Source organism: Streptosporangium sp. G12, from assembly GCF_052983175.1.
This window is the reverse complement of record NZ_JBRIQO010000046.1, coordinates 1-12,335: the sequence shown is the minus strand read 5'-3', so window position 1 is coordinate 12,335 and position 12,335 is coordinate 1. Positions and strand designations below refer to the sequence as shown.

Annotated in this window: 12 protein-coding genes; 5 read left to right on the top strand and 7 right to left on the bottom strand. The window is 71.5% G+C overall.

Annotation, left to right across the window (positions count from 1 at the left end):
- Positions 1–27: 27 nt before the first annotated feature.
- The 3 genes from ACVCAG_RS42970 to ACVCAG_RS42960 all read right to left on the bottom strand — a co-directional run bounded on the left by ACVCAG_RS42970 (position 28) and on the right by ACVCAG_RS42960 (position 2,300).
- On the bottom strand, positions 28–537 hold the full coding sequence (locus tag ACVCAG_RS42970; protein ID WP_440089136.1) for a GbsR/MarR family transcriptional regulator: 510 nt from the start codon (positions 535–537) through the stop codon (positions 28–30).
- Between the two features lie 197 nt (positions 538–734).
- The gene (locus ACVCAG_RS42965; protein ID WP_440089138.1) at positions 735–1,805 is read right to left on the bottom strand and encodes a hypothetical protein; all 1,071 of its coding nucleotides are present in this window, start codon (positions 1,803–1,805) and stop codon (positions 735–737) included.
- 96 nt (positions 1,806–1,901) lie between these two features.
- Positions 1,902–2,300: a helix-turn-helix transcriptional regulator gene (locus ACVCAG_RS42960; RefSeq protein ID WP_362847128.1), complete on the bottom strand. Its 399-nt coding sequence runs from the start codon at positions 2,298–2,300 to the stop codon at positions 1,902–1,904.
- Between the two features lie 62 nt (positions 2,301–2,362).
- Here ACVCAG_RS42960 and ACVCAG_RS42955 point away from each other — a divergent pair, with 62 nt between their 5' ends.
- Both ACVCAG_RS42955 and ACVCAG_RS42950 read left to right on the top strand, forming a co-directional pair.
- The gene (locus ACVCAG_RS42955) at positions 2,363–2,791 is read left to right on the top strand and encodes a hypothetical protein (RefSeq protein WP_440089139.1); all 429 of its coding nucleotides are present in this window, start codon (positions 2,363–2,365) and stop codon (positions 2,789–2,791) included.
- A 123-nt stretch (positions 2,792–2,914) separates the two neighbouring features.
- Positions 2,915–4,159, top strand: a complete 1,245-nt coding sequence (locus ACVCAG_RS42950; RefSeq protein WP_440089141.1) for a hypothetical protein — start codon at positions 2,915–2,917, stop codon at positions 4,157–4,159.
- A 4-nt stretch (positions 4,160–4,163) separates the two neighbouring features.
- Here ACVCAG_RS42950 and ACVCAG_RS42945 read toward each other — a convergent pair whose 3' ends face one another.
- Positions 4,164–4,796: an ATP-binding protein gene (locus tag ACVCAG_RS42945; protein WP_440089143.1), complete on the bottom strand. Its 633-nt coding sequence runs from the start codon at positions 4,794–4,796 to the stop codon at positions 4,164–4,166.
- 326 nt (positions 4,797–5,122) lie between these two features.
- Between ACVCAG_RS42945 and ACVCAG_RS42940 the strand changes: the two genes are divergently transcribed.
- Positions 5,123–6,733 (top strand): hypothetical protein, encoded by a 1,611-nt coding sequence (locus ACVCAG_RS42940; protein WP_440089144.1) that lies wholly within the window; start codon positions 5,123–5,125, stop codon positions 6,731–6,733.
- A 25-nt stretch (positions 6,734–6,758) separates the two neighbouring features.
- Here ACVCAG_RS42940 and ACVCAG_RS42935 read toward each other — a convergent pair whose 3' ends face one another.
- From ACVCAG_RS42935 to ACVCAG_RS42925, 3 genes are all read right to left on the bottom strand, one after another.
- Positions 6,759–7,337: a GNAT family N-acetyltransferase gene (locus ACVCAG_RS42935; RefSeq protein ID WP_440089146.1), complete on the bottom strand. Its 579-nt coding sequence runs from the start codon at positions 7,335–7,337 to the stop codon at positions 6,759–6,761.
- A 179-nt stretch (positions 7,338–7,516) separates the two neighbouring features.
- Complete coding sequence (locus tag ACVCAG_RS42930) at positions 7,517–8,755, bottom strand: FAD-dependent oxidoreductase (protein ID WP_440089147.1); 1,239 nt, start codon at positions 8,753–8,755, stop codon at positions 7,517–7,519.
- Between the two features lie 61 nt (positions 8,756–8,816).
- Positions 8,817–10,736: an AarF/UbiB family protein gene (locus ACVCAG_RS42925; protein WP_440089148.1), complete on the bottom strand. Its 1,920-nt coding sequence runs from the start codon at positions 10,734–10,736 to the stop codon at positions 8,817–8,819.
- 112 nt (positions 10,737–10,848) lie between these two features.
- Here ACVCAG_RS42925 and ACVCAG_RS42920 point away from each other — a divergent pair, with 112 nt between their 5' ends.
- Positions 10,849–11,088 (top strand): hypothetical protein, encoded by a 240-nt coding sequence (locus ACVCAG_RS42920; RefSeq protein WP_440089149.1) that lies wholly within the window; start codon positions 10,849–10,851, stop codon positions 11,086–11,088.
- A gap of 17 nt (positions 11,089–11,105) precedes the next feature.
- Positions 11,106–11,828 (top strand): hypothetical protein, encoded by a 723-nt coding sequence (locus tag ACVCAG_RS42915; RefSeq protein ID WP_440089150.1) that lies wholly within the window; start codon positions 11,106–11,108, stop codon positions 11,826–11,828.
- Positions 11,829–12,335 lie beyond the last annotated feature (507 nt).

The window sequence follows — 12,335 nt, the reverse complement described above, 5'->3', positions numbered from 1 at the left end:
CCTCGTGGGCGGTCCGGTGACGTCGGGCTAGGGCCGGCTCGTTCCGGCGTCGTCGGGCAGTGCGCCGGAGGCGCGCAGGGCGTCGCGGCGCTCGCGCCACTCGGCCGCGAGCGCCGGCATCCGCTCGACGAGGAACTCGGCGAAGGCGGCCCCCTCGAGGAGACGCGCCCGGCGGGCCGGGGGCGCCTCGTCCAGCACCTTGAGGCCCCGGTGCGCGAGCGCGCCGAGCGAGACGTACTCCGAGGGTTTGTCGACCATCCTCAGCCAGATCGCGGGGTGGATACTGACGCGGTCCACGCGTTCACCGGCGGCGCGTGAGCGCTGGATCCAGGACCACTCCTCGAGCATGGAGACCGCGCCGCTGACGGCGGTGCGGCTGGCCCGCAGCGCCTCGCCGAGCTCGGCGATGGTCTGCTGCGGCGGGTCGCAGATGAGAAGCCATCCGGCCACCCGGCCGGTCATCGGAGGCAGGCCGTTCTGCCGCGCGAAATGGCGGCCGACCTCGTCGGCGTAGGCAAGCTCGGCCTCATAGTCCATATCGCCGACATTACCCATATAACTGAGATAACGCAAATCTCTGATATTTGCGATACGACTGGTTTGGCGCCTCAGGTCCGCGGACGGCCGGGGCGAGCCGATACGACCGCGACCGGCCGTGTCCTGCCGTGTCCTGCCGTTCCCTCTGCTCCGGTCCCCACGAGGCCCTCAAACGCCGAACGGTCCCCGCCGGGTCCTCAAACGCCGAACGCGGGATAGCCCGGCAGCGGAGGAACGTCCCAGCCGCCGGCCACGTCCCGGAGCAGCAGCCGCATCGTCTCCGCGAAGGCCGGGAACTCCTCCAGGGTGCTCGCCGTCTCCCAGCGGTGTCTCAGCAACTGCCACAGCGTCGGGACCGGACGCCGGACCCTGTGCGTCGGCGCGTCCTTCGCCATGCGCGGGATCAGCTCGGTCGTCAGATACACCGTCCAGAGCGCGACCGCCCGCCGGATCGCGGGCTGCCAGATCCCGTCCTCGACCAGCTCCGGGTACGCCTCGACGACCTCCGCGCGGTAGGTGTCCTCGATCTTCTCCGCCAGGCCGGCGGGCAGTGTGAAGACGCACCAGCAGGTGGCGAAGGGCATCCGGCAGTACGCGGCCGTCATGAAGACCGGCTGGTAGCAGGCCGACTCGAAGTCGAGCAGCCGCAGGCCGCCCGGGGTGAGCAGGTTGTTGTCCGGGCAGGTGTCACCGGGGGTGAAGGCGAGATACTCGTCCGCTCCCGTCGCCGCGATCCGCTCCAGCTCACCCGCCAGCTCCGGCGGCGCCTCGACCCCGATCCCGGCGAGCGCCGAGGGGAACCCGGCCGCGTACCGTACGGTCCACGGCTCCTCGTCCCAGGACGGCACGCCCCTGCCGTACCGGGCCGACAGGGAGGTCAGATCGGCGCGCCGGTGCACCGACGCGGCGGACAGCCGCCCGAGCCCGCGCGCCCAGGCCGACAGGCCGTCCAGGGCGGCCCGCGGATCGTCGCCGAGCAGCACGTCCGCCAGGGTCGGCGCCGTCCCGAGGTCCTCCATCACCAGCAGCGGGACCGAGTCGTCCACACCCAGCAGCCCGGGACCGGCCAGCCCCAGCGAGAGCCCGGCCGCCTCCCCGGTGAAGGCGCGCAGGCCCTCGGAGTCGGTGCCGTACTTCTTGACGACGACACTGCCGCCCGAAGCCGTCCGGCAGCGCAGGACGACGCTACGCGGACTGCCTCCGAGGTCCACCGGATCGGACAGCTCGACGCCCACCACTTCGCTCGCGGCCCGCAGGATCGCATCCATCCCGGCATTCTGCCCATCGTGCGCCGGACGGGAAAACCCTGGTCCGGCCCGGCCGGGAAAACCCACGGGTCGGCGGCTCGGAAAACACGTCGTCACCTAGGGCGTTTCGGCGGCGCGGAGTGCCGCGAGGAGTTTGTCCATCGCGGAGCGGGCGCTGGCGGAGGCGTACGGGCCGACGGCGGCCAGGGCGACCACCAGCGCGGCGGCCTCGCCGGGGGTGAGGGACAGCGGGGCGAGGCTGGAGGACGTGTCAAGACGGTAGCCACCGCCGGGTCCGGACCGCACGGTGATGGGCACACCGGCGTCCCGTAGCCGGGCGATGTCACGTTCGATCGTGCGTACGGCCACGCCGAGCCGCTCGGCGAGCAGGTGACCCGTGGTGGCACGCGGGGCACGGGCCCGTAGTGCCTCGATGAGCGCGTGCTGGCGTTCCACCCGGCGCAGGACCAGATGCTGGTCCATCGACTCGGCGGAGTGGTTCCGCGCCGCCGGCATCGGGGAATCCTCTCGCCATGACCGACACGGGCGTGTCGGTCACTCCAGCCTAGGGTCGAGCCATGGAGATCAAAGCCTTCCTCTTCCGGTACGCCGACGCTCTCACCGCGGGAGACCTCGACGGTATCGCCGCCTGTTACGGGTATCCCTCCCTGATCCTCGGCGACGAGAGCGCGCAGGCCGTCGCAGAGGCGTCCGACGTGAAGAACGCCTTCGCCGGAGCCGCCGAACGCTACCGGGCCCAGGGGCTCACCGAGATACGCCCGACGATCGGCGAGACGACCCGGATCACCGAACGGCTCGTCGACGTCAAGGTGCGCTGGGAGTATCTCGATGCCGAGGGCGTCACGCGAGCGGAGGGGTACTACCGCTACACCCTCCGCGGTGATGACGGCGACACGGGGATCGGGACGGACACCGGCACCGGCACCGGCGACAATCTGGCCATCCACGTGGTCGTCCCGATCCCGGCCGCCGAATTCGGAGCCTGAGACGTCGGCGTCGGCCGGTGAAAGACGAAACCCGTCGAGGGCACGACGCCGGCCTCGGCACCCCGAACCGGCCGGGGCGGGAAACCGGTTGAAGGCCGCGCCCCCGGCTGGCACCCTGCCAGGATGCCGACGCCCCCCGCGGGTCCTCCCGCGCCGAGCTTTCCGCTGCCCGATCGGTCCGGCCTGGAGGCGCTGCTGACGAAGGCGTTCGGCGCGCCGGTGGTGCTGGACCGCGTGGAGCACCTGGCCCCGTGGGCGGTCCTGCGCGCACACCTGGCCGGACCGGAGGCCGAGACGCCCGCGTACGCGGCCAGGCCGGAGGCCGGGCCGCCCACGCACCCGGCCGGGCCGGATCACGAACCATCCGCGCGCCCGGCCGGGCCGAACCCGGGGCCGCCCGCGTCGGTGATCGTGAAGTGGCTGCGCGTCCATCCGTCCAGATCACGCACGGACGCGAGACAGGTGGTGACCGAGCGGGCCGCGCTGCGCTTCCTCTCCGAGGACCTCGGGCTCGACCTCGCCCCCAGGGTGCTGGCCGACGACATGGCGGCGTCGCTCCTGGTCCTGGAGGACCTCGCTCCCCGCACGCCGCTGGACCGGGTGCTGCGCCGCGACGGCGCGGTGCCCCCACCGGCGGGACTGGCGGCCTTCGCGCGGGCGCTGGGCGAGCTGGGCGCGGCCACGGCCGGGCACGCGGAGCTCTACCTCGCGAGACGACCGGCCGTGGTTGTCGACCTCGCGTGCTCGGACACCGACGCGTGGCGGCGGGCCGTGGAGCACGCCGCGGGGTTCGGGGTCGCGCTGCCGAGCCGGGCCGAGACCGAACTGGCGCGGGTACTGGCGGAACTCGCCGATCCGGGCCCTTTCCTGGCGTTGACCAACGGGGACGCCGAGGCGAACAACTTCCTCACGGCGGACGGCGACGGGCGGCTCATCGACTTCGAGTTCGCCGGCTACCGGCACACCCTGACCTCGGCCGTGTGCCTGTACGTGCCGGGCCCGGCGTGGCTGACGGTGTCCGACCCGGTCGCGACCGGCCTGGAGGCCGGTTACCGCCGCGCGCTGGCCCGGGGCGTACCGGAGGCGGACGACGACCGCCTGTTCGGCTTCGGCCTGGCCGCGGCGTGCCTGACCTGGGCCGCCCGCCGCCTCACCCGGTTCCCGACGCTCGACGCCCGGGTGCCGGGCGAGAACAGCCGGCTCCAGCTGGTCTTCACCCTGGACGCCGCGGCGTGGGCCGCCGAGAACCACCGCGCCCTGCCCCACCTGGCCGGATGGGCCCGCAGGGCGGCACAGGCGCTGCGCCGCCGGTGGCCGGACACGGACGTGGACCGGACGGCGTGCCCCGCGTACACTCCGCGCGGGTGAGGGATCACCCTCGCGTCGCGTGAGCCCGGGAGTACGCGTACGGCCGCGGGGGCAGCACGTTCGGAATGTGCCAGGCGGACGGCAGGACCCAGCGGCCGAAGACGACCTTTCCCCCGTTCGGTGACCGGTAGTGGCCCCACTCGTCGGTGCACATGCCGACGAGCCGCAGGCCCCGGCCGCTCTCGTCGTCCTCCCCGGCGTCGGTGACCTCGGGCGAGCCGTCGCAGCTGTCCCAGACCTCCGCGAACAGGCCCGCGGTGGTGAGACGGAGCCGCAGGAGGATCGGGTCCGGGTCGGCGGTCCGCGCGCGAGCGCAGGCGGACGGGCAGGCGACGGTGTGCGGGTGGCCGCCGGAGGCGGACGGGCAGGTGTAGCCGTACGGGACGGGCGGGGTGGCGGTGGCCTTGATGGCGTTGGTGGTCATCTCGGAGACGACCAGGACACAGAGGTCGGACAGTTCTTCCAGGCCCCACGCCAGCAGTCGTGCGCGCGTGAAGTCGCGCGCCTGGGAGGCCGCGGCCGGCTGCGCCGCCAGCCACAGCTCGTTCGCGTCCAGGGGCAGGTGGTCGGCGGTGTCCGGATCAGGGTGAAACGGTGAGTGCATCGGTCCCGGCCGTTCGACGGGGAGCACGGTCATTGATGGCTCCAGGGAAGTTCAACGAAGGTTCGGTCGCGCGTCCCCGGCGCAGAATGGGGACGCCCCCGCCCGAGCGCTGAGACCACACGAATCCGACGGCTCCGGCGTTGTCTCAACCCTGCTGTACGGAGCGTGCTGGAAACAGGCGACGACACCGAGTCTGTTCGTCACTCTCAGAGGTCACATCGAGCCTCAGAGCGACGGCATTGCAGAGAGCGGTGATCTGATCGCCGGTTTCTGCACTCGACCGTCACCGAACGTGAGCGGCCAGTAACGTTCAGCCCGAAGAATCGCCGCCGGAGAACCCGCCGGGAGGGGCCGAGCCGATGCCACGTGCACCGCGCAGCGTCAAGCAGCAGATGGACGCCTTCAGCGCTGAGCTTCGCGAGCGTGGTTTCACGTGGGCCGAGGTCGCCGCTGAGTTCAAGCGACGCTGGCGCCTGAACTCCCGCCAGGGCTTCCGTGAGGCGCATCGCCTGACACAAGCCAAGGTCTGCCATCTATGGAACGAGTACTGGCCGAACGAGCCACTGACGACCCGAAAACTCGGGTCGTGGGAAGCGTGGCCCGGCCCCACCGGCAACGAGCCGCCGATCGCCGGGCTCAACCGGCTGGCCCGCATCTACCAGTGCCGCACCGCCGACCTGGTCGACGGTGAAGACCACCGCGATGCCGACGAGCACAACACACCGGCCGTCCGGTCCCGGGGGCGTGCGCTGGTGGCGGCCGGGGCGGCGGGCAGTCTCGGCCCCGAGGACATCCGGGGAGTGCTGGCCGCCCTGCCCACCCTGCCCACGGGACCCGTGCCGTTCGGAACCTCGCGCGACGAGGAGTACGACGCCCTGGTGCGGGCGCTCGCCCAGTGGGCGGCGACCATGAAACGGCGCGACGTCCTGGCCCTGATCAGGGCCGCAGCCGCCGCGGCGGCGGCCTCTCCGCTGCTGGCCCGGCTCAACGACGACGAGCTCGACCGGCTCGCCCTGATCGCCGCAGAACCGTCCCGGGTGGACGAGGCCACCGTCGACCACATCGACGCGGTGCTGCACCACTGCATGCGGCAGGAGGACACCCTCGGCCCCCAGGCGGTGCTGGGGACCGTGCTCGCCCAGCACCACCTGGTGCGGTCGCTCATCCCGTCCGCGTCGAACGACGAGGTGCGCGAGCGGTTGCTGTCGCTGCTGGCCAACATCTGCCGGTTCACCGCCTGGGTGCTGTTCAACCTCAACGACTTCAACGGGGCGAACCACTACTACGAGCAGGCCAAGGTGGCCGCGCACCAGGCCGACGACGACGCGATGAACAGCTTCGTCCTGGCCAACTGGTCACAGCTGGCGACCTGGCGGGGTGACCCCCGCCAGGGCGTCGAGCACGCGCTGGGGGCGCTGGCCTGGGGGCATCGCGCCAACAGCAAGCTGCTGGTGTCGTACGCGTGCGACGTGGGGGCCCGCGCCTACTCGGCGGTGTTGCGCCGCTCGGCCAAGAACGACCGTCACAAGGACCACGCCCGGTGCATGACCAGCCTCGACCAGGCCCGCCGCGAGCTGGGCCACGCGGGCGAGGGCGACGTGGGGGCCAAGCTTCTCTACTTCTACGGCGACGGGCAGTATCTGTCGACCAGGACCAAGTGCCTGCTGGACATGGGCGACGCCCAGACCGCCGTCGAGATGGCCGCGCGGTCCCTGGCCCGGATCGATCCGGCGTTCGTCCGCAACATGGCGTTCAGCCGCCTGGATCTGGCGCGCGGGCACCTGCGGCTGCGCGCCATCGACGAGGCGTGCGAGCAGATCGGCGAGGCCGCCCGCCTCACCTGCAAGAACACCTCGCCGCGGCTGGCCCGCTCGGTGGTGGAGGTCCGCGAGGCGCTGAATCCGTGGGCGAGGACCCGCCAGGTCGCCGCCCTGGACGAGAAGCTGCACACCTTCCAGCTCATCGCCTGACGGCCTCGCGGCCCGCCGCGGTCGATCAGCGCGCCCCGGGCATCTCCTCAAGCACCAGGATCTCGAAGACCGGGGCGGGGATCGGCGGGTCCATCAGCTTTTCGGACACCTTCCGCCATCCCCACCTCCGGTAGACCTCCCGGGTCCGCGCGGCCTTGGGCTGCACCGAGAGCGTGGCCCGCTCGGCCCCGGATCCCGACAGCAGCTCGTCGTGGATCCGGTGCCCGATTCCGGCGCCTCGCCAGTCGGGCAGCACCCCGTAGTCGACGACGACGAACGTCCTGCTCCCGGTCTCGGCCGCGAACTCCTCGCCGACCGGGTCGGCCAGCGAGCTCCACCAGCGGGTGTCGGCCGGCAGCAGGTGTCCGTACCCGAACCCGACGAACTCCGCCCCGGACCGCGCGGTGGTCAGCCGGAAGCCCGGCCGGTCGACCAGCCGGGGGAAATAGGAGCGCTGGTTGGCGAACTCCGCGGCGTTCCCGTCGAACGGGGGCAGCGAGAACACCGCCTCGTAGAGATCGCAGATCGTCCCGGCCAGCGCGAGCGCCTCCCGGCGGCCGTGTGTCTCTATGGTCAACTTGCCGGTGGGGGCCGTGTCGGTCATGCCAGTCTCCTCGCCTTCGTCTCGCCACCCTCCCCCAAGGGCTTTTTACCCGTGGACGGGCGTGGTAGCCGCTCCGGTTCATGGGAGGGGTGAGAGCGGGAAGCCGGGAGGGGACCGGCTTCCCGCGGAGGAAGCGGCTTCCCGCGGAGGGGCGAGAGCGAGGGGACGGCGGGAGCGGGTCAGCTCTTCGCGAGGTCGGCCAGCGGTACGGAGAGGTCGGTGAGCCGGTCCGGGGCGACGGTCGCGCCGCCGCGGATCAGCTCCTGCGCCGGTGAGATGCCCTCGTCCCACTGGTTGACGTGCATGCCCGCCACGACACGTCCGCCGGAGAGCCAGAAGGCGTGGAAGGCCTCCGACTCCAGGTCTCCCCGGATGACCACGGAGTCGTACCCCCCGGGCGCGAACCAGCCGGAGAACTCCATGCCGACGTCGTACTGGTCGGTGAAGAAGTACGGCGGCCTGTCGTAGACCACCTTCCGGCCGAGCATGGCCTTGGCCGCGGCCGCTCCCCCGTTGAGGGCGTTGGCCCAGTGCTCGACGCGGATGCGGGTGCCGTACAGGGGGTTGAACGCGTTGGCCACGTCACCGGCGGCGTAGACGTCGGGGTCGGCGGTGCGGAGGGACTCGTCGACGAGGATCCCGTTGTCCACGGCCAGGCCCGCCCGCTCGGCGAGTTCGGTGTTGGGGCTCACTCCGACGCCGACGATCACGATGTCGGCCGGGATCTCCTCGCCGTCGTGGGTGGCGACCGCGCGGACGTGCCCGGGGCCGAGGATCCCGGTCACCTCGCGGCCGAGCCGTACGTCGACGCCGTGGCGCCGGTGCACGTCGGCGAAGAAGGCACCCAGCTCGGGGCCGAGCGCGGCGTGCAGCGGCACCGCCCTCGGCTCGACGACGGTCACCTCGCAGCCGTACTCCCTGGCGGCCGCGGCGGTCTCCAGCCCGATCCAGCCCGCGCCGACGACGACCACCCTCCTGCCGCCGCCGCGGACGGCCTCGCGCAGCCGCTCCGAGTCGCCGAGGCTGCGCAGGTAGTGCACGCCGTCCAGGTCGGCGCCGGGTACGTCGAGGCGGCGCGGGGAGGAGCCGGGGACGAGCAGCAGCTTGTCGTACCGGACGCGCCGCCCGTCGTCGAGTTCCACGTGGCGCGTGGCCCGGTCGAGGTCCGTCGCGCGGCGCCCGAGCAGCCGCTCCACGGAGTTTCCGGCGTACCAGCCCTCGTCGTGGACATAGAGCTTCGCCTTCTCCTCCTTGCCGAGCAGATAGCTCTTGGAGAGCGGAGGTCTCTCGTAGGGGGGCTCGGTCTCGGCGCCGATCAGCGTGATCCCGCCCTCGAAGCCCTCGTCGCGCAGGGACTCCGCCGCCTTGGCACCCGCCAGGCCCGCTCCGACGATGACGAACGTCTGCTCGGTGGTCATAGGTCCCTTCCTACTCCGATTCCCCCACCGGTTCCAACGATCGCGAGAAGCGGCAGGTCGTTCACCCGTTCCTTCGGAAGATGACCACCAGTACCCGCAACCCCAGGATGGCGCTGACGAGCAGGAGGTTGTAGCCGACGAGCTGGTGCAGCCCGACCCCAGGGGTGACGCGCGGGCCGGTGTCGGCCCCGAGCAGCAGCGCGGCCATGAGACCCGTGGTGGCCGCCAGCACGGTGAGCAGCACCTGGTGGAGCATCCCGGTGACGTGCCGCCGGTCGCGCTCGTCGGAGAAGAGGCGCACGTTCAGGCTGAAGCGGCCGTGCTCGGCCGCGTCGGCGATCCGCTCGATCCGGCGGGGCAGGCGGCGCACCATGGGAAGCAGGCCGAGCACCTCCCGGGTGACCTCGTCCCGTACCCGCCGGTGGTCGGGGCGTTCGGTGAGGTGACGGAGCGAGAACGCGCGTGCCTCGGTGACGATGTCGAACCCGGGGGCGAGCCGGGCGAGCGTGCCCTCGATCGTCGCCAGGGCCCGGAACACCGCGGCCACCTCGGGCGGGAGGGACAGGCCGTGCGAGGAGACGATCCGGAAGAGCCGGCCGAACATCCGCGCGTCCGGGGCGGTACCGGCGAGCAGGTGCCGGGCCATGAACCGGCCGAGCTCGCGTTCCAGCTCGCGCTCGTCGATCTCGTCCGGCCGCGGCACCACCTCCAGCAGGGCGTCGCTCACCCCGAGCGGGTCCCCCCGGTCCATCGCGCCGAGCAGGCGCCCCAGCGAGTCGCGCAGCGAGCCGTCGAGCCGCCCCACCGAGCCGAAGTCGAGCAGCGCCAGGCGCCCGTCGGCGAGGAGCATGAGGTTGCCCGGGTGCGGATCGGCGTGGAACACCCCGTGCAGCATGATCTGGCGCAGCAACGTGTCGAGCAGGGTCCTGGCGAGTTCCTGCCCGGCCTGCCCGCCGGGCGCGGCGGACCCCAGCGGGGTGCCGTCCAGCCATTCCATGACGAGCACCCGCCGTCCGGACTGCTTCGGGTACGGCACCGGCACGTGCACCGGCTCGCCCGCGGAGACGGCCGCCACGGCGGCCATGTTCCCGGCCTCGATCCGGAAGTCGAGTTCCTCCCGCAGCGCGTCGGCGAATCCTCTGGACAGGGCGGCGACGCCGAACGCGCGCCCCCAGCGGGTACGTCGTTCGAGCGAGCGGGCGAGGCGGTCGATGATGTCGAGATCCTGCTCGACCACGGTGGCGATTCCCGGGCGCTGGACCTTGACCACCACCTCCTCGCCCGTCCGCAGCCTGGCGCGGTAGACCTGCGCGATCGAGGCGGCGGCGAGCGGTTCGCGGTCGAAATCGGCGAACGTCTCCTCCACGGGCCCGCCCAGCTCGGCCACGAGCACCGGCTCGATCTCCGTCCACGGCGCCGAGGCCGCGCCGTCCTGCAGCAGGCGCAGCTCCTCGACGAACTCCACCGCCAGCAGGTCGCTCCGGGTGGACAGGATCTGGCCCAGTTTCACGAACGTGACCCCGCCGTCGTCGAGGGCCTCACGCAGCGACCTGGCCAGCCGGGCCCTGCTGGAGGGCGCGCCGAGGTCGGGGTCCCGGCCGCGCAGGTACGGTCCGAGACCGTGTCGTACGAGGATTCGCGTGATCCGGAGGTAGCGGCGCGAACGGATCAGGTGACGGCGCAGCCTTCCCGCCAGTTCCAGCGGTCCCGGCAGCGATCCGGACGGTATCAGGGCCTCGGCGATCACCAGGGGTACCATCCCGGCGAGCAGGGCGCTGACCACGGCGAGGATGAAGAACCAGATCGGGGTGACACCGGGATCGTCCGGGGCCACCGTCCCCGCGAACGCCTTCATGAGCGGCCCGGCGATCAGAAGCACGAACGTTCCGGCCAGCAGCGTGCGGACGATCCCGAACCGCAGGTCGAGCAGGCGCCGCGCGGCCACCGTGAACGCGGTCACCAGGACCAGCACACCGATCACGAGCGTCAGAGTCGTTAGAAGGTCCACATTCGTTCCGTTCGCTCCGTCGTGTGGGCGAGGTCTCGGCACGCTCTCCGGCCCGTGGCGCGCGGGCCGCGGGACGGAGGTGCGGTTGACGGCGAACAGACTAGATCACCTGGAAACCGTCCCGGAGACCATCCCGCAGACCGGCCTCGCGGACCGGAGAAGACGCTCAACACCTTCCGATGACAGGGCGAGGAAATTTTCGTTTACCCTGCCGGAAACGGAATTCGATCCCCTCTCAAAGGAGGGCGTATATATTTTTCACGCCATCAAGATCGCGCCGCCGACGGAGATATCGACGAACTCCGTCCACGGCGCGCTTTTTTGATAAAAGGAGCATGCCGTATGCCATTGAAGCGACGATTCGCCCGAGTCACGGTCAACTGCGCCTTCGCGGTGGCGGCCGTCCTGAGCCTCGGGGCCTTCTCTCCCGTGCCGCCGGGCATTCCGGACAACCCGCCCGCACCCCAGCCCGCGGAAGCCGCGCCCCAGCCCTGGGAGGTCACCCCCCGGTCGTGGGAACCCGCACCTCAGCCCGGGGAGGTGGCACCGCCCCCCAGGCCCACCGTACGCGCCCTGACGGCAGCCGAGATCCGGGAACAGGGGCTCGATGAATACATCGACATGTCCCGCCAGAAGGAAACGGTTCCCCGTATTATCGACACATCCCAGGACAAATTCACCAACAATCTTCTTACTCCCGCGAAGCGGACGGGAACCGCCGGTTCCGCCGATCTCGCGACGGGCTGCTGGTATCTCACGACGACATACGGATACCCCGCTCTCCAGGGAAGCGCCGACCACACCTGGTGCGGCGACGGCTTCCAGGTCACGTACACCTCGGCCGGCTGCACCGGGAGCACGAGCCTTCCCACCTACATCTACGAGGGCTGCCAGAACATCCAGGCCTACGGGGTCGGCTGGAGCGCCTGGGACGTCACCGACAGATGGCGTTTCTGCGCGGCCTACAACCGTTTCACGGGCGTGTGCTCCGCCCGGATATACCCGTGGCAGAAGAACCGCTACGGCGCCGACGGCCAGGTCTGGCTCCTTGGCTGGGGAAACTGAAACGGTGTACTGAGTTCGGGTCTTCGGGTGTGCCGGAAATTCCGGGTCCATCCCCAGGACGGCGTCCCGCAGGTTAGGCCCGGCCAGGTGGTTCCGGGGACTTGTCGAGGCGGAAGGCAGGCCCACGCCGTTCCTCGATCCGGGTGATGCGGCACCCGGTGGTGTCGCGGCCCCTCCGAGGGCGGGGGGCGGCGCAGGGCCCTGCCGGCACATCGCGCAGAGGGGTTGCACGGGACCATCGACTACGGAAGGTCTTAAATCCGTAATAGTGCACCTTCGGCCGCGAGTGTGCATTCCTGCGCAGAAGGAAGCGTCGACTGTTTCTAGTGTCCGTGGTGTCCGAACGGCACAACCCCTCCACCACCCGCACAGGAGCATGACGATGAGCACCACGCGCGCCCTTCTCGCCGGAGCGGCCCTGGCCGGTTCCCTGCTGGCCGGCATCGCCGCGGCCCCCGCCGCCTCCGCCGACACCTCCACCGGCACCGCCGCCGCGGCCACGGTCGC